21 protein-coding genes are annotated in these 24192 nt (G+C 68.2%); 15 read left to right on the plus strand and 6 right to left on the minus strand.

The window, feature by feature from the left end; genetic code table 11:
• Positions 1 to 63 precede the first annotated feature (63 nt).
• The 3 genes from argS (at position 64) to BLR03_RS07245 (ending at position 4818) form a co-directional block, all read left to right on the plus strand.
• Complete coding sequence (gene argS / locus BLR03_RS07235; protein ID WP_175460440.1) at positions 64 to 1884, plus strand: arginine--tRNA ligase; 1821 nt, start codon at positions 64 to 66, stop codon at positions 1882 to 1884.
• Complete coding sequence (menD, locus tag BLR03_RS07240) at positions 1881 to 3602, plus strand: 2-succinyl-5-enolpyruvyl-6-hydroxy-3-cyclohexene-1-carboxylic-acid synthase (protein WP_091251211.1); 1722 nt, start codon at positions 1881 to 1883, stop codon at positions 3600 to 3602. The genes argS and menD overlap by 4 nt, the downstream gene beginning before the upstream one ends.
• Positions 3603 to 3858: 256 nt before the next feature.
• On the plus strand, positions 3859 to 4818 hold the full coding sequence (locus tag BLR03_RS07245; RefSeq protein ID WP_091251212.1) for a hypothetical protein: 960 nt from the start codon (positions 3859 to 3861) through the stop codon (positions 4816 to 4818).
• 97 nt (positions 4819 to 4915) lie between these two features.
• Here BLR03_RS07245 and BLR03_RS07250 read toward each other — a convergent pair whose 3' ends face one another.
• From BLR03_RS07250 to BLR03_RS07265, 4 genes are all read right to left on the minus strand, one after another.
• Positions 4916 to 5692 carry an amino acid ABC transporter ATP-binding protein gene (locus BLR03_RS07250; protein WP_091251213.1) on the minus strand — a complete coding sequence of 259 codons (777 nt, stop codon included), beginning with the start codon at positions 5690 to 5692 and terminating at the stop codon, positions 4916 to 4918.
• A complete protein-coding gene (locus BLR03_RS07255; RefSeq protein ID WP_091251214.1) occupies positions 5689 to 6660 on the minus strand; it encodes an amino acid ABC transporter permease in 972 nt (323 codons plus the stop codon). Before BLR03_RS07255 ends, BLR03_RS07250 begins: the two co-directional genes overlap by 4 nt.
• A gap of 38 nt (positions 6661 to 6698) precedes the next feature.
• Complete coding sequence (locus tag BLR03_RS07260; RefSeq protein WP_091251215.1) at positions 6699 to 7649, minus strand: ABC transporter substrate-binding protein; 951 nt, start codon at positions 7647 to 7649, stop codon at positions 6699 to 6701.
• 200 nt (positions 7650 to 7849) lie between these two features.
• On the minus strand, positions 7850 to 9262 hold the full coding sequence (locus tag BLR03_RS07265) for an isochorismate synthase (protein ID WP_091251216.1): 1413 nt from the start codon (positions 9260 to 9262) through the stop codon (positions 7850 to 7852).
• A gap of 153 nt (positions 9263 to 9415) precedes the next feature.
• Between BLR03_RS07265 and BLR03_RS07270 the strand changes: the two genes are divergently transcribed.
• The 4 genes from BLR03_RS07270 to BLR03_RS07285 all read left to right on the plus strand — a co-directional run bounded on the left by BLR03_RS07270 (position 9416) and on the right by BLR03_RS07285 (position 14041).
• Complete coding sequence (locus BLR03_RS07270) at positions 9416 to 10207, plus strand: demethylmenaquinone methyltransferase (protein WP_175460444.1); 792 nt, start codon at positions 9416 to 9418, stop codon at positions 10205 to 10207.
• Between the two features lie 12 nt (positions 10208 to 10219).
• Entirely contained in the window at positions 10220 to 11596 is a 1377-nt protein-coding gene (locus BLR03_RS07275; protein ID WP_091251254.1) for a geranylgeranyl reductase family protein, read from the plus strand.
• Positions 11593 to 12693, plus strand: a complete 1101-nt coding sequence (locus tag BLR03_RS07280; protein WP_091251256.1) for a polyprenyl synthetase family protein — start codon at positions 11593 to 11595, stop codon at positions 12691 to 12693. The genes BLR03_RS07275 and BLR03_RS07280 overlap by 4 nt, the downstream gene beginning before the upstream one ends.
• Before the next feature lie 526 nt (positions 12694 to 13219).
• Positions 13220 to 14041 carry a type IV toxin-antitoxin system AbiEi family antitoxin domain-containing protein gene (locus BLR03_RS07285; RefSeq protein WP_091251258.1) on the plus strand — a complete coding sequence of 274 codons (822 nt, stop codon included), beginning with the start codon at positions 13220 to 13222 and terminating at the stop codon, positions 14039 to 14041.
• Between the two features lie 115 nt (positions 14042 to 14156).
• Here BLR03_RS07285 and BLR03_RS07290 read toward each other — a convergent pair whose 3' ends face one another.
• Together BLR03_RS07290 and BLR03_RS07295 are read right to left on the minus strand one after the other, a co-directional pair.
• A complete protein-coding gene (locus BLR03_RS07290) occupies positions 14157 to 14585 on the minus strand; it encodes a hypothetical protein (RefSeq protein ID WP_091251260.1) in 429 nt (142 codons plus the stop codon).
• Between the two features lie 20 nt (positions 14586 to 14605).
• Positions 14606 to 15271 carry a trimeric intracellular cation channel family protein gene (locus BLR03_RS07295; RefSeq protein ID WP_091251262.1) on the minus strand — a complete coding sequence of 222 codons (666 nt, stop codon included), beginning with the start codon at positions 15269 to 15271 and terminating at the stop codon, positions 14606 to 14608.
• A 61-nt stretch (positions 15272 to 15332) separates the two neighbouring features.
• Here BLR03_RS07295 and BLR03_RS07300 point away from each other — a divergent pair, with 61 nt between their 5' ends.
• The 8 genes from BLR03_RS07300 to BLR03_RS07335 all read left to right on the plus strand — a co-directional run bounded on the left by BLR03_RS07300 (position 15333) and on the right by BLR03_RS07335 (position 24187).
• Positions 15333 to 16079 carry a sirohydrochlorin chelatase gene (locus BLR03_RS07300; RefSeq protein WP_091251264.1) on the plus strand — a complete coding sequence of 249 codons (747 nt, stop codon included), beginning with the start codon at positions 15333 to 15335 and terminating at the stop codon, positions 16077 to 16079.
• Between the two features lie 131 nt (positions 16080 to 16210).
• Positions 16211 to 17956 carry a nitrite/sulfite reductase gene (locus BLR03_RS07305; protein WP_091251266.1) on the plus strand — a complete coding sequence of 582 codons (1746 nt, stop codon included), beginning with the start codon at positions 16211 to 16213 and terminating at the stop codon, positions 17954 to 17956.
• The gene (locus BLR03_RS07310; protein ID WP_368086950.1) at positions 17953 to 18663 is read left to right on the plus strand and encodes a phosphoadenylyl-sulfate reductase; all 711 of its coding nucleotides are present in this window, start codon (positions 17953 to 17955) and stop codon (positions 18661 to 18663) included. Before BLR03_RS07305 ends, BLR03_RS07310 begins: the two co-directional genes overlap by 4 nt.
• Positions 18660 to 19607 (plus strand): sulfate adenylyltransferase subunit CysD, encoded by a 948-nt coding sequence (gene cysD / locus BLR03_RS07315; RefSeq protein WP_091251270.1) that lies wholly within the window; start codon positions 18660 to 18662, stop codon positions 19605 to 19607. Before BLR03_RS07310 ends, cysD begins: the two co-directional genes overlap by 4 nt.
• Positions 19607 to 21019 (plus strand): sulfate adenylyltransferase subunit 1, encoded by a 1413-nt coding sequence (locus BLR03_RS07320; protein WP_091251272.1) that lies wholly within the window; start codon positions 19607 to 19609, stop codon positions 21017 to 21019. Before cysD ends, BLR03_RS07320 begins: the two co-directional genes overlap by 1 nt.
• A gap of 285 nt (positions 21020 to 21304) precedes the next feature.
• Positions 21305 to 22477 (plus strand): ABC transporter substrate-binding protein, encoded by a 1173-nt coding sequence (locus BLR03_RS07325; protein WP_091251274.1) that lies wholly within the window; start codon positions 21305 to 21307, stop codon positions 22475 to 22477.
• A 44-nt stretch (positions 22478 to 22521) separates the two neighbouring features.
• Positions 22522 to 23247 carry an ABC transporter ATP-binding protein gene (locus tag BLR03_RS07330; protein ID WP_091251276.1) on the plus strand — a complete coding sequence of 242 codons (726 nt, stop codon included), beginning with the start codon at positions 22522 to 22524 and terminating at the stop codon, positions 23245 to 23247.
• A complete protein-coding gene (locus tag BLR03_RS07335) occupies positions 23237 to 24187 on the plus strand; it encodes an ABC transporter permease (RefSeq protein ID WP_091251278.1) in 951 nt (316 codons plus the stop codon). Before BLR03_RS07330 ends, BLR03_RS07335 begins: the two co-directional genes overlap by 11 nt.
• Positions 24188 to 24192: the final 5 nt, after the last annotated feature.

The raw sequence follows: 24192 nt of genomic DNA on the forward strand, positions 1-24192 counted from the left end.
GAGTGCGTTGCTCCTGAGGCCGGGCGAGCATCGGGGGAGGGCTCCTACTGATAATTTGGGACTGTGAATAATCCGGCCGAATTGGTTGTCCCCAGAGTCCAGGCTGCAATTGCCACCGCGTTCGGTGAGGAGTTCCGGCAGACGGACCCGGTGGTCAGGCCCTCCCAGTTCGCCGACATTCAGATCAACGCCGCCATGGCCCTGGCCAAGAAGGCGGGCCTGCCGCCGCGTGATGCCGCGGCAAAGATCGTGGATGCCCTGAACCTGGACGGCATCTGCACCGGCGTCGAAATTTCCGGGCCGGGCTTCATCAACCTGAGCTTTGACGGCACGTGGATCGAGGAACTGCTCAACGCGGAGGCGGCCCAAGCCGCGTCCAAGGCCACCGCCGTCACTCCGGCCGCAACACCGCAGCGCGTCGTCGTCGACTATTCCTCCCCGAACGTCGCCAAGGAAATGCACGTCGGCCACCTGCGCACCACCGTCGTGGGGGACAGCCTGGTCAAGGTGCTCGAAGCCCTCGGCGACACCGTGATCCGGCAGAACCACATCGGCGACTGGGGCACCCCCTTCGGCATGCTGATCGAGCACTGGCTGGAGATCGGCGAGGACTCCCCGGAAGCGGCGCTGCTGGTGGATGACCCCAGCGCGTTCTACCAGGCGGCCCGGGCCAAGTTCGATTCCTCGGCCGCCGACGCGGACGGCTTCGCCACCCGGGCCCGGCTCCGCGTGGTTGCCCTGCAGGGCGGCGACGAGGAGACTTTCGCGGTCTGGCAGCGGCTCGTTGCCCAGTCCAAACGCTACTTCAACGCCATCTACTCCATGCTCGGCATCAGCCTCACCGATGACCACATCGCCGGCGAAAGCTCCTATGACGAGCATCTGGCACAACTGTGCCAGGAGCTTGAGGAGCGCGGCCTCGCCCGGATCAGCGACGGCGCCCTGTGCACCTTCCCCGACGGCTTTTCGGGCCGCGACGGGCAGCCGTTGCCGCTGATCATCCGCAAGTCCGACGGCGGCTACGGCTACGGCACCACGGACCTCGCCACCATCCGCTACCGGGTCCGTGAGCTGGAGGCAGACCGCGTCCTCTACGTCGTGGGTGCGCCGCAGAACGTCCACCTGCGGATGGTCATGGCCACCGCCCGGGACGCCGGCTGGCTTCCGGACACGGTCGAGGCCGTCCACGTGCAGATCGGCAACGTGCTCGGCGAGGACGGCAAGATCCTCAAGTCCCGCTCCGGCGCCCCGGTGAAACTCATGGCCCTGCTCGAGGAGGCCGTTGACCGCGCCCGCGCCGTCATCGACGCCAGCCGGCCCGAGCTCAGCGACGAGGAGCGCGCCGTGACCGCCCGCCAGGTGGGCATCGGCGCCGTCAAGTACGCCGACCTCTCCACCGGCCACGACACCGAGTACGTCTTCGATTTCGACCGCATGCTCGCCCTCAGCGGCAACACCGGACCCTACGTGCAGTACGCGGCCGCACGGATCCGTTCCATCCTGCGCAAGGCCGGGGTGCTGGAGCAGTTCACCGACGGCGGCGCGGGCGGCACTGTCGCCGACGGCACTTCCGCAGCCGGCGCCCCGACCGGCGGCCCCGCAACGGCGATCGCCGTCGTCGAACCCGCGGAACGCGCGCTGGCCCTGCATCTGCTGGAGTTCGACACGACGCTGAACAAGGTCCGGGACGCGCTGGAACCGCACCGGCTCTGCGGCTACCTCTTCGAGCTCGCCCAGCTGTTCACGTCCTTCTACGACCAGTGCCCGGTTCTCAAGGCCGAGGAGTCCGTCCGGGAGTCGCGGCTGGCCCTGTGCGCCCTGGTGCTGCGCCGCTTGTCCGGCGGGTTGGAGCTGCTGGGCATCGAGACGCCGGAGAACATGTGACCTCCGCTGGCGCGTCCTCGGCCTCCAGCCTGTCGGCGGTGGAGGCGGCGCGCATCGCCGTCAGCACCCTGCTCGACGCCGGGGTGCGCCAAGTGGTGGTGTCCCCGGGTTCCCGCTCGGCGCCCATGGCCTATGCCCTGGCCGAGGCCGAAAGCGCCGGCCGGGTGGAGCTGCTGGTCCGGATCGACGAGCGCTCGGCCGGCTTCACGGCCCTCGGCCTCGCCCTCTCAACGGGAGCCCCGGTCGCCGTTCTCACCACGTCCGGGACTGCCGTCGGCAATCTCCTGCCGGCAGTGATGGAGGCAAACCACGCCGCGGTGCCGCTCGTGGTCCTGTCCGCCGACCGGCCCGAGGAACTGCGCGGGACCGGGGCCAACCAGACCACGGTGCAGCTGGACCTGTTCGGCGAGCACGTTCGCTTCGCCGTCGACGTCCCTGCGGGCAGCGATCCGCAGCGCGCCGTGGAAACCGCCCTCAGCGCAGCCACCGGAGCCTTCGAGGACACGCCTCCGGGGCCGGTCCAGCTCAACCTGGCCTTCCGCGACCCGCTGGTCCCGGCGGAGGGCGACGCCCTGCCCGCAGCGGCCGCGCGCGGTGTCTACCGGGCCGCCCGGAACCCCCTGGCGCTGGACTTCCCGGCCGCGCCACCGGTCCTGCCGGAGCGTCGCACCGTCGTGCTGGCCGGGCACGACGCCGGCCCGGTCGCCGAGGCCTTCGCCCGCGCGCACAGCCTGCCGCTGCTGGCCGAACCCTCCTCCAATGCCCGGTTCGGCCCCAACGCCGTCGGGCCCTACCGGCTGCTGATTGACCACTTCGGCGCGGACTCCGCCCAGCCGATCGAACGCGTGGTCCTCTTCGGCCGGCCGACGCTCTCCCGGCCGGTCAGCGCGCTCCTGGCCAGGGCGGACGTGCCGTCGGCCCTGTACCAGCCCGTCCCCGTGGCCTGGTACGAACCCGGCCGGAGGACCGAACTGCCACTGGAAAGCCTCGCAGACCTGGCGGAGTTCGCCGGGCGCGGGTCTGCCGCGTGGCTCGATGCCTGGCTGATGGCAGGTGCCGCCGCGCAGCGCGCCGTGGACCTGGTCCTTGCCGCGTCCCCTGCTGCGACCGGCCCGTCCGTCGGCGCCGAGGTCTGGAAACACAGCCGCGGGCAGCTGGTGCTGGGCTCGTCGAACGGGATCCGCGACGTCGACCTCGCGGGGGCACCGCCCGCTGAACCGCAGGCGACCATGTTCGCCAACCGCGGCCTCGCCGGGATCGACGGCACCACGTCCACCGCCACGGGCATCGCGCTCGGCGGGCGCCAGGAAACCACAGTGCTCATGGGTGACGTCACGTTCCTGCACGACGCCGGCGGGCTCCTCCTCGGTGCCGGGGAGGCCGAACCCCTGCTGCGCATCGTGGTGCTCAACGACGCAGGCGGTGCCATCTTTGGTCTCCTGGAGCACGGCGCGGTGGCCGCGGCGGGGCGCTACGGCAACGCCGTCGAACGCCTCTTCGCGACCCCGCAAGGCGTGGATCTCGCCGCGCTGGCGGCCGCCTACAGCGTCGCGCACCGTCTGGTGGGCACGACGGCGGAACTCGCCGACGCGCTGTCCGGCCCGGTGGAAGGCCGCAGCATCATCGAAGTGCGCACGGACCGGCACAGCCTCGGGAAACTGCACCGCGCCATCCGGGCCGCCGTCGAGGCCGCCGTGGAGGGCGTCCCGCAGGCCTAGCCGCATTTCGCCGGGCACGACGCGCTTCGTGCCCTGGCGACGCGCAAGAAACCCACCGACGCGCTTCGTGCCCCGGCGACGCGCAAATTACCCACCGACGCGCTTCGTGCCCTGGCGACGCGCAAGAAACCCACCGACGCCGGAATACCCGCCGCGCCAGGTAAGTTGCGCGTCGCAGAACGGAATGCGCGTCGGGTTGTCCACACTCGGGCGGTAGCTCATGGCGCCGCCGCTCCCGTGCTGCGATCTTCGTTCCATGAAGGAACTACCGAGACTGGTCCTGGCCCGCGAGCATGTCCAGCAGGGCCTAACACCGAAAGAGCTCGCCAAACGCTGCCGGTCAGGGGTGCTTGTTCGCGTGCGTCAAGGCGTCTACGTCGATGGGGAGGCGTGGCGGGCGCTACAGCCTTGGGAACAATACCGGCTCCGGGTTAGCGCGGCGGCGGAGGCATTCACGGCACCGACAGTCTTTGCCAGGCACTCCGCCGCATCCGTGTGGGGAGTTCCAACCATTGGACAGCGCCATCCGGTCCATGCCCTGACGCTTCAGAACGCTGGCGGACGCTCGCGTGCAGGAGTCCAGCGGCACTACGCGGCCCCGGACGGTCTCAAGGTGTTCCGGCGCGAAGGCCTTCTGGTCACGGGGCGGGTCCGCACGGTGTTGGATCTCGCTGCCTTTACACCGTTTGCCCAAGCTATTGTTCCCTTGGACCATGTACTCCGGCCGGACGCAGCCCAAGGGTTGCCCGCGCTCTCTAAGGAAATGCTGCTGGCGGGTGTCGACGGCAATTACACAGCGGCGGCCGCGCTGCGGATCAGGACTGCCGTGAAGTTCGCGGATCCGCGGTCCGGGTCCCCTGGGGAGTCTTACGGCCGCGGGCTCATGTGGGTGGCCGGCTTCCAACCGCCGGAACTTCAGCACGAAGTCCGGGACAGCGCCGGTCTCGCGGGCTACACCGACTACTACTGGAAGACTGCACGGCTAGTGGGCGAGTTCGACGGCGTCGAGAAATATCTGAAACCCGAATACCTTCGGGGCAGGACCGCATCGCAGGCCGTCGTGGACGAGAAAGAGCGCGAAAATCGGATCCGGGCGATGGGGCTCCGGGTAGTGCGGTGGGTCTGGGCGGACCTCATGGAGCCCGGCCGGCTGGAACAGAAGCTGGCCGCGTTCGGTGTGCCCCGCCGTCGAGCCCGTTCGGCCGTGTGGCCATGACGCGCAACCTGTCCCACGACGCGCAAATGCCCTGTCGCTACCCGAATAACGGTAGCGGCAGGGCATTTGCGCATCGACAGGCGACTTGCGCGTCGGGCTACAGCACCCGGCTCAGGAATTCCTTGGTGCGGGGGTGCTGCGGGTTGGCGAGGACCTCGCGCGGGTCGCCCGATTCCACGACCACGCCGCCGTCCATGAACGTCAGGCGGTCGCCGACTTCGCGGGCGAAGCCGATCTCGTGGGTCACCACGATCATGGTCATGCCGGACTTGGCGAGGTCCTTCATCACGTTCAGGACATCGCCCACGAGCTCGGGGTCGAGCGCGGACGTCGGCTCGTCGAAGAGCATGAGCTCGGGGTCCATGGCCAGGGCCCGGGCAATCGCAACACGCTGCTGCTGGCCGCCGGAGAGCTGGTTCGGGTAGTGGCCGGAGCGGTCCGCGAGACCCACCCGGTCCAGCAGCTCCAAGGCACGCTTCCGGGCCACGGTCTTGGACTGGCCTTTGACCTGGACCGGAGCTTCCATGATGTTCTGCAGCGCGGTCTTGTGCGGGAACAGGTTGAAGCGCTGGAACACCATACCGATCTCGCGGCGCTGGGCGGCGATCTCCTTGGCCTTCAGGTCATGGAGCCTGCCCTTGACCTCGCGGTAGCCGATCAGGTCCCCGCCGACGGAAATGCGTCCGGCGCTGATGGTCTCCAGCAGGTTCACGCAGCGAAGCATGGTGGACTTGCCCGAACCGGACGGGCCGATCACCACCGACACCTCGCCCTGGTTGACGTTCAGGTCGATCCCGCGCAGCACGTGGTGCTCGCCGTAGTACTTGTGAAGGCCCTCGATCTGAACCAGCGGTTTCTCAGTGGTGATCGTCATTTCGCCTCCTCCTCGGGGAAGTCCATCTTGAGTGCCGGCTCGGCGTCGGCGCTTGGGGCCACGGCCGCGGCAGCCTTGGCCGCTGCGGGGTTCACGGTGGCGGGGGCCCGGTTGTCCACGCCCTTGCCGTAGTAGGCCTCGATGAAGTGCTGGCCCACCATCAGGAGGCTGGTGATGACGAGGTACCAGATAGCCGCCACGATCAGCAGGGGAACCGGCAGGTACGTCCGGTTCGCCAGGGCGTTGGTGGCAAAGGTCAGGTCCAGGGTGAAGGGCACGGCCAGGACCAGCGAGGTGGTCTTGAGCATGCCGATGGTTTCGTTCCCGGTGGGCGGCACGATTACCCGCATCGCCTGCGGCAGGATGATCCGCCACATGATTTTGGTCTTGCCCATGCCCAGAGCCTCGGCGGCTTCCATCTGACCCTGGTCCACGGACTTGAGCCCGGCCCGGAAGATTTCCGCGAGGTAGGCGGATTCATTGAGGCCAAGGCCCAGGATCGCCGCCACCGTTGCCGTGACCACCGTGCTGGTGTCCACGCTGAACATCTCCGGCCCGAACGGGACACCGGCGCTGATCTTGGGGTAGAGAACGGCGATCAGGCCCCAGAAGATCAACTGGGTGTAGACCGGGGTGCCGCGGAAGAACCAGACCCAGGTCCAGCTGGACCAGCGGAATACAGGGTTCTCCGACTGCCGCATGAAGGCCAGGAGGATGGCCAGAATGATGGCCAGGATCATGGACGCAACCGTTAGGACCAAGGTCCAGACGACACCCTGGACCACCTTGACGTCCAAGATGTAGGCGCCCACGACGTCCCAGCGGAAATTGGGGTTCGTGAACAGGCTCTGCAGGAAGAGAGCCAACGCGCCGATAATGATGACGGCGCTGATCCAGCGGCCGGGGTGCCGCACCGGCACCGCTTTATTTAGTACCGGTGCTGCGTGGCTGTCCTGATGGCTGTCCATCTGTACACCTGATTTGTGGTTGGTTGTGGGGATGCTCATTAGCCGACCGCCGGGTTGACCTCGGACTTGGTGATGGCGCCGTCGCCGTTGCCCCAGCCCTCAAGGATCTTCTTGTAGGAACCGTCCTGCATCAGCTTGGTGAGAGTCTTCTGGACGACGTCGGCCAGAGCAGTATCGGCCTTGGCGACGGCGATGCCCTGGGGAGCGGAGTCGTAGACATCCCCCAGCTTCTCAAGCTGGCCGTTGGTCTGGGTCAGCGCGTAGCCGATGATGGGGGAGTCGGCTGCCATCGCATCGATGCTGCCGTTGACCAGGCGGGTGGTGATATCCGTCTGGGTCTTCAGCGTCACGATGTTGATGGGCTGCTTGCCCGCATCGACGCACTTCTTGTTGCGGCCCGAGAGGTCCGGATCTTCCTGGACGGTACCGGTCTGGACGCCGATGGACTTGCCGCACAGGTCATCCAGGGAAATCTTCTTCGGGTTGCCCTTCTGCACGGCCCAGGCGGTGCCCGCGTTAAAGTAGCTGACCATGTTCACCGCGGAGAGCCGCTCCGGGTTGATCGTGAACGAGGAGATGCCGAGGTCGTACTTCGGGCCGAGGGCCGGAAGGATGCCGGTGAATTCGGACGTCTGGACCTGGACCTTCAGGCCCAGCGCGGCGCCGATCGCCTTGGCGATGTCGACGTCGTAGCCCACCGGGGTCTGGCCGTCGGTGGCGAGGAATTCGGCCGGGGCGTAGGAGGTATCCGAGCCCACGGTCAGGGTGCCCTTGGACTTGATCGCGTCGGGCACCATGGCCGCCAGGGCGTCGTCCTTCTTGACCGTGCTGGGGTCAAAGCTGGCGGCGGCACTGCCGGAAGCGGTAGCCGCCCCGGAGGTGCCGGTCTCGGAAGCGTTCGTGCAGGCCGTCAAGGCCAGGGCGCTCACGGCGAGCACGGTGGCGGCCTTCAGCGCGGGGTTGCTCAGGAGCGAACGGGAGTTCTGCATTTTCTTACCTTTTGTTGCCGGAGGGATGGTAACGAGGCCGGTTATAGTGTAGCGCCGAACATGAGATGTGCGTCACAGAAAACTAAGTTTCACTATTGGATAACAAAACCAGACCCAAAAGCAATGTCCAGAATGCTCGACCTGTCTGTAATCCCGGATTCCTGCCGAATATGACGGCCCGGCGACGACGGCGCCGCAGGCTAGCTGCTGATGCCGAGTGACTCGAGCATCGGGCGGAACTTCGCCCACGTCTCGGCGAGCTCGGTCTCGGGCACCGAGCCATCCACCACACCGCAGCCGGCGTACAGCCGGACCGTCCGCGGGGATTCGATGACCGCACCCCGCAGCGCGATGCCCCATTCGCCGTTGCCGGCGGCGTCGAGCCAGCCGACCGGCCCGGCATACGGGCCGCGGTCCAGATGCTCCAGCTTGCGGATCAGTGCGCCGGCGACCGTGGTGGGAGTGCCGCAGACCGCCGCCGTGGGATGCAGTGCGTTGATCAGGGCCAGGCACGTGGGGACGTGGCCTTCCACCTCGGCGAGCTCCGCCTTCACGTCCGAGGCCAGGTGCCACACGTTGGGGAGTTCCAGGATGAACGGCTCGCTGTGTGCGTTCATGGCCTCGGAAAACGGGGCCAGCTGTGTGGTCAGGGACTGGATCGCGATGTCGTGTTCGTGCCGCTGCTTCTCGGAGCCGGCCAGCACGCGTTCGGCGAACTCCAGCGGGGAGCCTGCCATGCCGTCGGCGTCGCGGCGGTCCAGGGTGCCGGCCAGGACGCGGGCCTGTGCGGTGCGGCCCTCCACCTGGATCAGCATCTCCGGTGTGGCTCCCACGAGACCGTCCACCCCGTACGTCCAGCATTCGCGGTACCGCGCGGAGAGTTCGCGCAGGACCTGCGCGGCGTTGACTCCGGTGGGGACGGTGGCCACGATGTCCCGGGCCAGCACCAGTTTCTCCAGGGCGCCGGTCCGGATCTCTTTGACCCCGGCGGCGACGGCGGCCATCCAGTCTTCCTCGCTGAGCGAGCCGGTGTGCAGCGTTGCGCCGGCGGCCAGGGGCAACGGGCGTACGACGGCGGCGCCGGCCTGCGCGGCGCCCGGCGCCGGGTCGTCCGCAACGCCGTCCGCTAGAGCGCCGTCCACTACAGCGCCGTCGGCGCTGCCGTCGTCCTCCGCCGCCTGGCCGCTGCGAAGCCAGCGGTCCAGGGCGGCGCGGGCGCCGGCTTCGGTGAGTTCGCCGTCGTCGAACGTGAGCTGGGTGAGCCAGGCCTGCCCGTCGCGGAGCCCCACGACGACTTCGGGGACCAACAGGCGGGACTCGTGGGCGGAAGCCTTGGAGAAGGCGAACGAGCCGAAGGCGACCGGTCCGGTGCCGGGGCAGTCGACGGCGTCCTCGATGTCCGCCTCCAGGACCAGGTGCCGCCACCAGATGTCCGCTTCCAGGAACCGCTCGGGGCCGGTGGCGGTGAACCGGGCGATCTCGCCGAAGCCCACCAGCCCGGCCTCGCGGCGGGTCCAGCAGAGGACGTCGTCCCGGACCAGAAACGACGGCAGGCCCCCGGGGAAAGTTTCGGCATCGAGGGGGACTGTCAAGGTGCGGAACGTGCTCGTCATGATGGCATAACACTAGCCCGTGATCGTCCCGACCGTGGATATACGGGGTTTGGCGGGCCCTCGACGCGGCGGCCGCGGCCGTTGCCGCAGGTGAAAGCGGCGACGGTTGGCGGCCCGTTCGTGGGCGAGCCGATCATTTGAGACAATGTCATGGTGAACCGAGCATCCTTGGATAAGCGTCCGGACGAAGTAGCCACGATGTTTGACGACGTCGCCCCCAAATACGACGTCGTCAACGATGTCCTGTCGATGGGGCAGACGCGCCGCTGGCGCAAGGTAGTGGTGGAGGCCATGGGTGTCTCGGGCGGCCAGCGCGTGCTGGACCTCGCCGCTGGCACCGGCACGTCCAGCGAGCCCTACGCCGACGCCGGCATCAACGTCATCGCCTGTGATTTCTCCCTTGGCATGCTCAAGGTCGGCAAGCGCCGCCGCCCGGACATTGACTTCATCGCCGGGGACGCCACCCGCCTGCCGTTCGCGGACAACACCTTTGACGCCAGCACGATCTCCTTCGGTCTGCGCAACGTCAATGAGCCCAAGAAGGCCCTGGCCGAGATGCTGCGGGTCACCAAGCCCGGTGGCCGGCTGGTCATCGCCGAGTTCTCCCAGCCCGTGGTGCCGCTCTGGCGCACCATGTACACCGAATACCTCATGCGGGCGCTGCCGGCCATCGCGGTCAAGGTCTCGTCCAACCCGGACGCCTACGTCTACCTCGCCGAGTCCATCCGTGCCTGGCCGGACCAGGACCACCTGGCCGCGTGGCTGCAGGAGGCCGGCTGGGAATCTGTCACCTACCGCAACCTCAGCGGCGGCATCGTCGCCGTGCACCGCGCCCAGAAGCCGGCCGGCCCCGAAGCCGGCCACGCCGCGGGTGCAACGGCGCTCGCCGCCCACACCGGACCTGTGGCCAAACTGCGCCGCAACATCACCCGGCCCGGACGTTAGCCGATACCTGCTGTGAATGTACTGATCGTCGGAGCAGGACCGGCCGGGTCCACCGCCGCCTACTACCTTGCTAAGGCCGGCATTGACGTCACGGTGCTGGAGAAGACCAGCTTTCCCCGCGAAAAGGTCTGCGGCGACGGCCTGACTCCGCGTGCCGTCCGCGAGATCCAGAAGCTGGGACTCCCGCATCCGGAAACCGAGGGCTGGCGCCGGAACAAGGGCCTGCGCCTGATCGCCGGCGGCCGCACGATCGAACTGCCCTGGCCGGAGGTCTCCGACTTCCCGCAGTACGGGCTGATCCGGACCCGCCTCGGCTTCGACGAGCAGTTGGCCCGGCACGCGCGGTCCGCGGGCGCCGTCGTGCTGGAGCGCCACAGCGTCACCGAGGCCCTGCGCGGCGAGGACGGCCGTGTCACGGGCGTCCGGGCCGCACTGCTGGACGACGCCGGACGCAAGACGGGCGAAACGCGGGACTTCACCGCCGACGTCGTCCTTGCCGCGGACGGAAACTCGACGCGCACCGCCGTCTCGCTCGGCATCCGGAAACGCGACGACCGGCCGCTGGGCGTGGCCGTGCGGACCTACTTCACCTCGCCCCGGCACGAGGACGACTGGATGGAAGGCTGGCTTGAGCTTCCCGGCCGCGACGGAAAGCTGCTGCCCGGCTACGGCTGGGTGTTCGGGGTCGGCGACGGCACCTCCAACGTGGGCCTCGGCATCCTGAACTCGTCCAAGGAATTCGGCAAGCTGGACTACAGGCAGGTCCTGCGCGAATGGACCGCCGGCATGCCCGCGGACTGGGGCTTCACCCCCGAGAACCAGGTGGGGGAGATCCGCGGCGCAGCCCTGCCGATGGGCTTCAACCGCACCCCGCACTATTCGCCCGGCCTGCTCCTGCTCGGCGACGCCGGCGGCATGGTGTCCCCGTTCAACGGTGAGGGCATCTCCTACGCTATGGAGTCCGCCCGCTTCGCCGCGGAGTTCATCATCGACGCCGCCGCCCGCTCGGCGTCAGCCGGCTGGGGGTCCGGGGCGGAGGCTTCCAGAGCCGCCGATGCGCACCTGGCGCGGTACGCCGACTACGTGCAGCAGCAATGGGGCTCGCACTTCACGCTGGGCCGGGCCTTCGCCGCCCTGATCGGCAAGCCGGCGGTCATGAAACTCGCCCTCCGCACGGGCATGCCCATTCCTGTGCTCATGCGGTTCGTGGTCCGGATGCTGGCGAATCTGACCGATCCGGCCGCCAAGGGATTCGAGGACAGGGTCATCCGGGTCCTGGAATCCCTGGTCCCCGCCACGTCCAACCAGGCCATGCCCACCACGGACAGCGGTCCGCACTCCGGCACCAACTCCGCGGTTTCCGCAACAAAAGTTAGGGTTAACCCGTGACCAACTCTGCAGACCAAAGCTGGACGCACGCCGGACACGGCCTGCCGAGCTCTGAACCCAGCCTCAACACCACGGCAATCGCCACCGGCCTCCAACTGCCGGCGGGCTTCGCGGCCATTGCCGGCGACCCCGAACTCGGGCCCGCGATCACCACCAACCTGGCGCGGGTCGAGAAGAAGCTGCGCGAGGCCATTGCCAACTCCGATCCGCTGGCTGACGCAACGTCGCGTCACCTCGTGGAAGCCGGCGGCAAGCGCATCCGCCCGCTCCTGACCCTGCTGTGCGCCCACCTGGGCGACGCCTCCCGGCCCGCAGTGGTGCAGGCCGCCGTCGTCGTTGAACTGACGCACCTCGCCACCCTGTACCACGACGACGTCATGGACTCCGCGCCGTTCCGCCGCGGCGCACCCACGGCCCACGAGGTCTGGGGCAACTCCGTCGCCGTCCTGACCGGCGACCTCATCTTCGCGCGCGCCTCCATCCTGGTCTCGGAGCTCGGCTCGCGTGCGCTGGGCATCCAGGCTCGGACCTTCGAACGGCTCTGCCTGGGCCAGCTGCACGAGACCGTGGGGCCGCGTCCGGACGAGGACCCCGTGGCGCATTACCTCTCCGTCATCGCGGACAAGACGGGCTCGCTCGTGGCAGCCTCCGGCCAGCTCGGCGCAATCTTCTCCGGCGCGGACGAGGCCTACGAGGCCCTGCTGGTCGAATACGGCGAGAAGGTGGGCGTGGCCTTCCAGCTCGCCGACGACGTCATCGACGTCACCGGGATCAAGGTCAAGTCCGGCAAGTCGCCGGGAACCGACCTGCGCGAAGGCGTCCCCACGCTGCCCGTGCTGCTGCTGCGCAACGCCGCCCGCGACGGTGACCAGTCCGCCGTCGAACTCTTGAAGCTGATCGACGGCGACCTCAGCTCTGATGAGGCCCTTGCGGCCGCCGTGGCCGGACTCCGGGAGCACCCCGTCACCGCAGAATCGTGGGTGGTGGCGCGGGCCTGGGCCGAGGAGGCCATTGCCGCCCTTGCGCCGCTGCCTGAAGGCGTTGTCAAGGCCTCGCTGACGAGCTTCGCCCACGCCGTCGTGGACCGCAGCAGCTAGCCACCCCGCGACGTCGACGTCGGCTGGCCGGGGTCGCCGGTTCTGCCGTTTGGGCGCTGCCGGCAGTTCCATTTGGCGCTGCCCCGCCGCCGTCACCGGCGTCGACTTGCACGGCCGGCACTGCCGCCTGGGCGTTTCCGGCTTGCCGATTCTTAAACGGAATGGCCCCGGTTCCTCACAACGTTCGAGTCTTCCGTTGTGCCGAACCGGGGCCATTTCTCCGTTCGCATCAGATCCACCGGAGGCATTTGGTGAACCCAAGAAAGAGACTATGACAAGTTTGTAATGCTGTCTAGGGGTATCTGTAAATTAGTTGTCACAGTTTGTCGGTGTTGGGATTCCGTTGTCAGGACGCCGGGATGCCGATGCCGGTTCGGAATCTCCCCACTTCTCGGGCAGACAACGCCGAAAAGCGTTGGGGCACGCCGTCAGCTGGCCCCAAAGTTGGGGAGAATCGGCGTCGGGAGTTTCCACATAGGCGTCCAGGCAGCTGTCGGCGGGCCCAGTTCCGGACTGTGCTGGGTTCATGGACCTCACCAGTTACCTCAGGTACGCCGGCTCGGTGGCCCGGACCGGGACGCTGTTGCAGGCAGGCTTCTCGGCGCGGAGCATCAGGAATGCGGTTGCGGCAGGGGAAGTCGCCCGCCTGCGCCACGGAATTGTGGCACAGGCGGGCGCGGCGCCTGATCTCGTGGCCGCGGTTCTGGCCAACGGCCTGCTGAGCTGCGTCTCGGCGACAACGCACCACGGACTTTGGCGGCTCCATGCCCCCGAGCGGCTGCATCTCCTGTGCCAGCACGGCTCGGCAGCCGGTGCAGTCATCCACCGCAGTAGCGTGGTGCCGCCGGAGTTTCCCCGCCCTGTGGCCGGACTGACAGATACCCTGCTGCATGCGCTGCGATGCCTACCCCCGGTTGAGGCCGCCGTCATGGTGGAAAGTGCCCTGCTGCAAGGCCGCACGACACTCGATTACCTCCGGCAGCGGCTTCCGGGAAACCGTAACGGGGCCGCCCGTGGAATCCTGGACCTGGTCGACGGTACGGCGGACTCTGCAATAGAGGTCGTCGCCAGGCTGCTGTTCAGGAGCCAGGGAATCTACACCCAGACCCAGGTGCAACTGCCGGGAATCGGCATTGTGGACTTTCTCCTGGAGGGGTTCCTGATTGTGGAGATCGACGGAAGCACCCACCTTGAGCGCGCTCAGGTCAAGAAGGATCGGGGGCGGAACAATGCCAGCACCCTGGCGGGCTACGCAGTGCTCCGGTACGGGTATCAGGACGTGGTCTACAACCCGCAGATGATCGTCGATGAGGTGTGGCAGGTGCTGCGCGGCCGCGTCATCCGCTGAACTTCCCCATGTATGAACTTCCGGCGCCGCAGAACGCCGGCGGTTCGCCCCGACACCCCGGTAAAAGGCGCCAAACATGGGGAGAACCGGCGGTCGATCTTCCGCCGGGCTCGGCCTAGTCCTCGTCCTCGTCGTTGAAGGCCCACTCGAACATGTCGAAGACGAATTCGGAGAAGGTCCCTTCCTCGCTCTTCCACTGGCCGCGGGCGTTGTTGCGGCGGTACACGATCGGATCCGGGACGCTGAGGTCCCCGACGCGGAAGCCCCACGTGAACTGCTCTTCCTCGTCCTCGAGGAACATGAGGAAGCCCTCGTCATCGACTTCGAGCTCTTCGGGGTCCCAGAAATAGTGGAAGGCCTCCATGAGGTCCTCGCAGCCCCCGATGGCCAGGTAGAACTCGCGCAGGACCAGCGGGATCTGGAACTGGTGTTCGGCCAGGGCGGCGTCGAGTTCGTCGGCCGCGAGGCCATCCTCTTCCTGCCATTCGTCTTCGAGATACTTCGGGACAAGCGCGCGGAATTTCTCGAGGAACATGTCAGTCATGGTCTTATCCTAGCTAATCCCTAGCGGCCGTTTTCCGCCGTGCCCAGGCCCAGCCGGTGCCAGCCGCGCACGGCCAGCGGGGCGTGCCAGTGGCGCCGCCATGCCGTGACCCGGAAGGCGAAGACGACGGCGGTGACGGCGGTGGCGGAGACCGCGGTGAAGGTCCCGGTGAGGGACAGGACCGCGGTGGAGGCCGCCCCGGCAAACGCCGGCAACGCATAGATGTCCTTGGGGTCAAAAAGCTGCGGAACCTCGTTGGCAGTGATGTCGCGCAACAGGCCGCCGCCCACCGCCGTCGTGACTCCCAGCAGGACGGCGGCCACGGGATTCATCCCGGCGGCCAGGGCCTTGAGCGTGCCGGTGATGCAAAACAGTGCCAGCCCGCCGGCGTCGAACAGGACCAGCAGCGAGGTGAAGCGCTGGACGCTGGAGAACAGGAAGTACACCAGGACCGTGGCGAGCAGGGGAGGCGCGAGGTAGGCCGGGTTGGTGAACGCCACCGGCGGCCCGGCGTTGATGACGATGTCGCGGATGACGCCGCCGCCCAGGCTCACCACCGAGGCCAGGAGCAGCGAGCCGATGATGTCGAACTGCTTCCGGGCCGCGAGCAGCGATCCGGAGACCGCAAAGAAGAAGACGCCGGCGAGGTCAAGCCAGACCAGGACAAGGCTGAAGGAGAAAGTCATGAAGCGTCCCGGTCGATAATTAGGCGGCGGATGGGGCGGCTCCAAGGTTACGCTAACGGCTATGAATAGCCCCATCCTGATCGCCTGCGCCCACGGCACGTCCAGCACGCTCGGAGCCGCGGAGGTCAACGCGCTCCGGGACGGCATCGCCGCGCTCCGGCCCGGACTGGACGTCCGCGAGGCCTACGTCGACGTGCAGGACCCGGACCTGCCGGCCGTCGTGGCGGGGCTCCCGGCGGGGGAGACCGCCGTCGTGGTTCCGCTGTTGCTGAGCGTCGGGTACCACGTCAAGGTGGACATCGCCCGGGCCGTGAAGAGCAGGCCGGACACAGTTGCCGCCGCGCCGCTGGGGCCGGACCCGCGGCTCGCGGCGCTGCTGGACCAGCGACTGCGCGAGGCCGGCGTAACGGACAACGACGCAGTGATCCTCGCCGCCGCCGGGTCCTCCGACCCCAGTGCCTCGGGCAACGTCGAGGAACTTGCCGGGCAGTTGCGCTCCCTGCGGTCCAACCGGATCGTGGCCGCGTACGGCGCGTCCGCCAAGCCCTCGGTGCCCGAGGCCGTGGCCATGCTCCGCGAGGAGGCCGCCGGGGGTGCCGGCGCGGGGGAATCGGCCGGGGGAGTGGACCTGGGCGGCCGGGTTGTCATCGCCTCCTATCTCCTGGCGCCCGGGTTCTTCCACGACCAACTGGCCAAGGCCGGCGCGGACCTTGTGACAGCGCCGCTCCTGCCCTCGCCGGTCCTCGCCAGCATCGCCCTCGAACGCTATGACGCCGCGCTGGCCGCGGCCGCCCAACATCAGGCCTGACTGTTCCGTCAGATGCACAGGCGGGCGGCCGGATCAAGGTTTTTCTGCGGTTCGTGACGAAATGTTTCCCTAGGTGACCTCGCGTTTCTGACCCTTTGTGACGGCATTACGGCCACCCCTACAGTCGATGCATGACTGATACAGCTCTAGCCGGAGCGTCCACGGACGAGGCTGCCGCCGGCCGCACCAAGCGACCCTCCCGCCCCGCCGCAAAGCCGCACGGGCAATGGAAAGTGGACGGCACCACGCCGCTGAACGCCAACGAAACCTGGAAACAGGAAGACAACGGCCTCAACGTCCGCGAGCGTATCGAGTCCGTCTACTCCAAGCACGGCTTCGATTCCATCGACGGCACCGACCTGCACGGCCGCTTCCGCTGGTGGGGCCTCTACACCCAGCGCAAACCCGGGATCGACGGCGGCAAGACCGCCACGCTTGAGCCGCACGAGCTCGAAGACAAGTACTTCATGCTCCGCGTACGGATCGACGGCGGTGCGCTCACCACCGAGCAGCTGCGCGTCATCGGCCAGATCTCCGTGGACTTCGCCCGCGACTCGGCCGACCTCACGGACCGCCAGAACATCCAGCTGCACTGGATCCGGGTCGAAGACGTGCCCGAGATCTGGCGCCGGCTCGAGGCCGTGGGGCTGTCCACCACGGAAGCCTGCGGCGACGTCCCCCGCGTCATCCTCGGCTCCCCGGTTGCGGGGATCGCCAAGGACGAGATCATCGACCCCACGCCGCTGATCCAGGAGCTCGCGGAACGCTTCATCGGCGACCCGGAGCTCGCCAACCTGCCGCGGAAATACAAGACCGCCATCACCGGCCACCCCAGCCAGGACGTGGTCCACGAAATCAACGACTTCGGCCTGGTGGGCATGGTCCACCCCGAACTCGGCGCCGGCTACGACCTCTGGGTCGGCGGGGCCCTCTCCACCAACCCCATGCTGGCCAAGCGGCTCGGCGCGTTCGTCAAGCCCGAGGAAGCCGCAGAGGTCTGGCTCGGCGTTACCAGCATCTTCCGCGACTACGGTTACCGCCGCATGCGCACCAAGGCGCGCCTGAAGTTCCTGATGGCCGACTGGGGCCCGGAGAAGTTCCGGCAGATCCTCGAAGACGAATACCTTGGCTTCAAGCTCTCCGACGGCCCCGCAGCGCCCAAGCCGTCCACACCCGGCGACCACATCGGCGTGCACGAACAGAAGGACGGCAAGTTCTTCATCGGCGCCACCCCGCTGGCCGGCCGGCTCTCCGGCAGCCAGCTCGTCAAGCTCGCGGACACCCTGGAAGCCCGCGGCTCGCAGCGTTTGCGCACCACCCCGCACCAGAAGCTTGTGGTCCTCGACGTGCCCAAGGACGAGGTCGAGCCCCTCGTGGCCGAACTCGACGCCCTGGGCCTGTCCGCCCGGCCGTCCGTGTTCCGCCGCGGCACCATCGCCTGCACGGGCATCGAGTTCTGCAAGCTCGCCATCGTGGAAACCAAGGTTACGGCCGCCACCGCCGTCGCCGAGCTGGAACGCCGCCTGGCCGACCTCGCCGAGAGCAAGCAGCTGCCCCAGGCGCTGTCCCTGCACATCAACGGCTGCCCCAACTCCTGCGCCCGGATCCAGACGGCGGACATCGGCCTCAAGGGCATGATGCTGCCAACGCCCGACGGCGACCCGACCCCCGGCTTCCAGGTCCACCTCGGCGGCGGGCTGGCGTCCAACAGCCGCGAGGAGGCCGGCCTCGGCCGCACCGTGCGTGGCCTCAAGGTCTACGTTGAGGATCTCCCGGATTATGTGGAGCGCGTGGTCCGGAAGTTCGTCTCCGACCGCGCCGAGGGCCAGACCTTCGCCGAATGGGCCCACGCCGCCGAAGAGGGGGATCTCCAGTGACCTCTGCACTCCGCACCCACGAGGAGCTCAAGGCCCTCGCCGAGGCCGGCGCCGCCGAGCTCGGCTGGGACGCCCCGGCCCGCGACGTCATCGCCTGGGTGGCCCGCAATTTCGAGCTGCCCGCAGTCGCCGTCGCCTGCTCCATGGCCGACGCCGTCCTGCCGGCGCTCGTCGCGGACCAGCTCCCCGGCGTCGACGTCCTCTTCCTCGAAACCGGCTACCACTTCCCGGAGACCTACGCGACCCGCGACGAGGTGGCAGCCAACCTCCGCGTCAACGTCGTGGACGTCCTGCCGGAGAACACCGTGGAGCAGCAGGACCGGCTGCTGGGCAAGGACCTCTTCGCCCGCGACGCCGCCCAGTGCTGTGCCCTGCGCAAGGTGGCGCCCCTGCGCCGCACCCTCGCCGGCTACGAGCTCTGGTTCACCGGAGTCCGCCGCGACGAGGCCCCCACCCGCACCAACACGCCGCTGATCATCTGGGACGAGGCCAACGGCCTGGTCAAGGTCAACCCGGTGGCGGCCTGGACGTTCGACCAGCTGGTGCAGTACTCCGACGACAACCTCCTTCCCGTCAACCCGCTGCTTTCACAGGGCTACCCGTCCATTGGCTGCCAGCCCTGCACCCGCAAGGTAGCGCCCGGCGATGACCCCCGCGCCGGCCGCTGGGCAGGAACCGACAAGACAGAATGCGGACTACACGTATGAGCACTTTCCTGACTGAGGAGCCCACGCAGGTGACCGACGCTCCCGTTTCCACACGCCTCTCCAGCCTCGACACCCTCGAGTCCGAGGCCATCCACATCATCCGCGAGGTCGTCGCCGAGTTCGAGAAGCCGGCGCTGCTGTTTTCCGGCGGCAAGGACTCCGTGGTCATGCTCCACCTGGCCACCAAGGCGTTCTGGCCCGGCAAGGTGCCCTTCCCGGTCCTGCATGTGGACACCGGGCACAACTTCCCCGAGGTCATTGAGTTCCGCGACCGCACGGTGGAGCGGCTGGGCCTCAAGCTCGTGGTCGGCTCCGTCCAGGAGTTCATCGATTCCGGTGAACTGGCCGAACGGGCCGACGGCACCCGCAACCCGTTGCAGACCGTCCCGCTGCTGGATGCGATCCAGCGCAACAAGTTCGACGCCGTCTTCGGCGGCGGCCGCCGCGACGAGGACAAGGCCCGCGCCAAGGAGCGCATCCTGAGTCTGCGCGACGAGTTCGGCCAGTGGGACCCCCGCAACCAGCGCCCCGAACTGTGGAACCTGTACAACGGCCGGCACACCGTGGGCCAGCATGTCCGGGCCTTCCCGATCAGCAACTGGACCGAACTGGATGTGTGGCGCTACATCGAGCGCGAAAATATCGAGCTTCCGGGCCTGTACTACGCCCACGAGCGCGAGGTCTTCGCCCGCGACGGCATGTGGCGCGCGGTCGGCGAGGTCTCCCAGCCGCGCGACCACGAGGAAGTCATTACCAAGACAGTCCGGTACAGGACCGTCGGTGACATGTCCTGCACCGGCGCCGTGGAATCGGCCGCTGCCACCGTGCGCGACGTCGTCATTGAAGTTGCCGCCTCCACCATCACCGAACGTGGCGCCACCCGGGCCGATGACCGCATCTCCGAGGCCGCCATGGAAGACCGCAAGAAGGACGGCTATTTCTAATGAGCACGGAAACTTTCCTCGCGGGCCCGGACCTGGCGTCCGCGGCGCTGCCCACCACGCTGTTCCGTTTCGCCACCGCAGGCTCCGTCGACGACGGTAAGTCCACCCTCGTGGGCCGGCTCCTGCATGACTCGAAGGCGATCCTCGCCGACCAGCTCGACGCCGTCGCCCGCACCTCCGCGGACCGCGGATTTGGGGGTTCGGCTGGCGGGATTGACCTCGCCCTGCTGACCGACGGCCTGCGCGCCGAGCGCGAGCAGGGCATCACCATCGACGTCGCGTACCGGTACTTCGCCACGGACCGCCGCAGCTTCATCCTCGCGGACTGCCCCGGGCACGTGCAGTACACCAAGAACACGGTGACCGGCGCGTCAACCGCGGACGCCGTCGTCGTGCTCATCGACGCCCGCAAGGGAGTCCTGGAGCAGACCCGCCGGCACCTGTCCGTGCTGCAGTTGCTGCGCGTGGCGCACGTGATCGTCGCCGTGAACAAGATCGACCTCGTGGAGTTCAGCGAGGACGTGTTCCGCGCGATCGAAGCCGACGTCCAGCAGGTCGGCCGCGAGCTCGGGCTTGGTTCCGACGGGGTTGCCGACCTCCTGGTCATCCCCGTTTCCGCGCTCGACGGCGACAACGTCGTGGACCGCTCGGACCGGACCCCCTGGTACGACGGGCCGGCCCTGCTGGAAGTCCTGGAGACCCTGCCGGCCGCCGACGAACTCGAAAGCCACCTGGAGAGCTTCCGCTTCCCGGTCCAGCTGGTGGTCCGGCCGCAGGGTGCGCTGGCTCCCGACGCCGTCGCCGGCGGCCTGGATCCGGAGGCGTACCGCGACTACCGTGCCTACGCAGGCCAGATCACCGAAGGCTCCGTGAAGCTCGGGGACCAGGTCAGCGTCCTGACGCCGGGCCAGGCACCGCGCACCACCACGGTCACCGGGATCGACTTCGCTGGCCGCGAGCTCGCCGAGGCGGCTGCCCCGCAGTCGGTGGCACTGCGCCTGTCGGATGAGTTCGACGTCGCCCGCGGTGACACGATCGCGGCGGCCGGAACCGTGCGCGAAAGCAGCGCCGACGTCTACGCGGCTCTCTGCTGGCTCTCGCCCAAGCCGCTCCGGGAAGGTGCCAAGGTGCTGGTCAAGCACGGCACCCGCACGGTCCAGGCCTTGGTCCGGAACGTGACGGGCAAGCTGGACCTCGCCAGCTTCCAGCTGGAACCGACCACCACGCTGGAGCTGAACGATATCGGGCACGCGCAGCTTCGGCTCGCCGCTCCGCTTCCGCTGGAGAACTATCTGCACCACCGCCGCACCGGGGCGTTCCTCGTGATCGACCCGCTCGACGGCAACACCCTTGCCGCCGGCCTGGTCAACGACCACCCCGGCGACCACGAGGACGAGCGCTACTCGATCTAGGTCATCTGTTACACGGGCGCAGCCTGTTTCCCGGCCCGCCGCCATATGCCGCGGGCCCGGAAACAGGCTGCCGTCTTTTGAGGCCGAATATGACGCTGCATGAACCCGCGTGACCCCCGGTTTCCGGACCGTTGAACCGCGTTTATGACACTCCCTATGGTGAATGAATGAAGACAACGGAACGGATCCACGGCTCCCCCCGCAGGAACCTCCAGGGGCGATGTCGCCGGCGCTGACCACCACGCCCGGCAATTCCGCACGCACCCCAGAACAGGACTTCACCCCATGTCACGCACCCCCGAAAACCCCGCGCCCGGGACGCAGCCCGGCACGCAGCCCGGCACCACCCGGATCGTTGCCGGCGAGACCGGCAAACCCAAACGCAAGCGGACTCTTGAAATCGCGCTGGCCGCGGGTCTTGTGCTTCTGATCGGCGCCGGTGCGGCGGTGGCCTCCACGCTGTCGCGCGGCCCGGAAACGGCCTCGGCGGCCGTGGCGGGCACGACCCCGGCGACGGAGCTGCGGCTGGGCTACTTCGGCAACATCACCCACGCTCCGGCCCTGGTCGGGGTGAACAAGGGGTTCATCGCCAAGGAGCTGGGCCAGACGAAGCTGACCACGCAGGTCTTCAACGCCGGCCCGGCCGCGATCGAGGCCCTGAACGCGGGCGCGATCGACGCGACCTACATCGGCCCGAACCCGGCGATCAACTCTTATGTCAAGAGCGGCGGTGCGTCGGTCAGCATCATCGCCGGTGCCGCGTCGGGCGGGGCGCAGCTGGTGGTCAGGCCCGGGATCAACTCCGCGGCGGATCTGAGGGGCAAGACGCTGGCGTCCCCGCAGCTGGGCGGGACCCAGGACGTGGCGCTGCGGGCGTGGCTGGGCAAGCGGGGGTTCAAGACCTCCATGGACGGCGGCGGGGACGTCGCGATCAACCCGACCGAGAACGCCCAGACCCTGAAGCTGTTCCAGGACGGCAAGCTTGACGGTGCGTGGCTGCCGGAGCCCTGGGCCTCGCGCCTGGTGCTGCAGGCCGGTGCGAAGGTCCTGGTCGATGAGAAGGATCTGTGGGACAAGGGCGAGTTCGTCACCACGGTGCTGATCGTGAACAAGAAGTTCGCCGCGGAGCACCCGGCCACGGTGCAGGCGCTGCTGAAGGGCCATGTGGAATCCGTGGACTGGCTCAACGCGGCCCCGGCGGCCGAGAAGGCGGCGGTCCTCAATGCCGCGCTCAAGGCCGCGGCCGGGTCGGCGCTGCCGGCGGACGTGATCGACCGGTCCCTGAAGAACATTGTCTTCACGATCGACCCGCTGGCCGGGACGTACAAGAAGCTGCTCCAGGACGGTGTCGATGCCGGCACCACCAAGCAGGCCGACATCAGCGGCATCTTCGACCTCACGGCGCTGAACGCCGTGGCCGCCAAGAAGATCTCCGCCCAAGGACTCGGCAAGGACTAGCTCCTTGGCCTCCAGCAATCCGCCACAACAGTAAGGACCTGACCATGCCAGTCGTACTGGAAAACCTGGGCAAGCGCTTCGGCGACGGCGCCCCGGTGCTGGACGACGTCAACGCCACCATCGCGCAGGGCGAGTTCGTCGCCCTGCTCGGTGCCTCCGGCTGCGGAAAGTCCACCCTGCTCAACATCATGGCGGGACTGGAGGCCCCGACGTCGGGCGCCCTGGAAGTGCCCAGCGACGGCGCCGCCTTCATGTTCCAGGACGCGGCGCTTTTTCCCTGGCTGACGGCCCGGGAAAACATCGAGCTGGCCCTGAAACTGCGCGGCGTCGGGAAGGCCGACCGCCGGGTCCGCGCCGGGGAGCTGCTGGACCTCGTGCACTTGGGCGGCGCGGGGGACAAGCGTCCCCACGAACTCTCCGGCGGGATGCGCCAGCGCGTGGCCCTGGCCCGTTCCCTGGCCCAGGACCGGCAGCTGCTGCTCATGGACGAGCCGTTCGCGGCGCTGGACGCGATTACGCGCGACCTGCTCCATGACGAGCTGGAACGCATCTGGAAGGAAACCGGCCGCACCATCGTCTTCGTCACGCACAACGTCCGCGAGGCCGTCCGGCTGGGCCAGCGCGTGCTGCTGCTCTCCTCCCGGCCCGGCCGCGTGGTGGAGGAATGGCACGTCACCGAAGAACACCGAACCGACGCCGGTCTGGCCGGTCAGCTCACCGGCGTCATCACCGCCCGGCTACGCGAGGAGATCCGCCGCCATGCCAAGTAACCAACTCCCCGTAGTCGAAGCCGTAGCGGAAGCCCCGGCCGAGACCCGCAAAGTGCACGCGGCCCTGACCCGCTCCTCCAGCGGCAAGGAAGACCTGCGCGAGCTCGAAGCGGGCCTGGATTCCCTCCAGTCCGACTCCATCCGGAAGGCCCGCATCGACTGGACCAGGATACTGCTGCCGGTCGCTGCCCTCGCGGTGCTGGTCATCCTCTGGCAGCTGTATGTGTCGCTGGGCTTCAAGCGTCGGGACATCGTGCCCGGCCCGATGGACGTCATCAGCCAGATTGGAACCCTGTGGAGTGAGGGCAAGCTGCAGGAGGCCGTCTGGACGTCGCTGCAGCGCGGCGTCGTGGGCTTCCTGATCAGCGTGGTCATCGCGACGCCGGTGGGGCTCCTGCTGGCGCAGGTGGCACCGTTGCGGCGCGCGTTCGGGCCGCTGATCTCCGGGCTACAGGTGCTGCCGTCCGTGGCCTGGGTGCCCGCGGCCATCCTCTGGTTCGGCCTCACCGACGCCACCGTGTATTTCGTGGTGTTCATGGGCGCCATCCCCTCGATCATCAACGGCCTGATCTCCGGCGTGGACCAGATTCCGCCGCAGTACCGCAGCGTCGGAAAGGTCCTGGGTGCGTCGCGGCTCCAACTTGCCCTGCAGATCATCCTGCCGGCCGCCCTGCCCGGATACCTCAGCGGCCTCAAACAGGGCTGGGCGTTCTCCTGGCGATCGCTCATGGCGGCCGAAATCATAGCCGTCGGCGGCACCATCGGCTTCGGGTTGGGCTCCATGCTGGACCAGGGCCGCGTCCTGTCCGACATGACCATCGTGATGTCCGCCATCCTGCTGATCCTCGCCGTCGGTATCCTGATCGAGCTGCTTGTCTTCGCGCCGATCGAAAAACGGCTGCTCCGCCGACGGGGCCTCCTCGCCGGCAGCACCCGCTAGGCACA

This window comes from Arthrobacter sp. ok909 (assembly GCF_900104405.1).
GTDB lineage: Bacteria > Actinomycetota > Actinomycetes > Actinomycetales > Micrococcaceae > Arthrobacter > Arthrobacter humicola.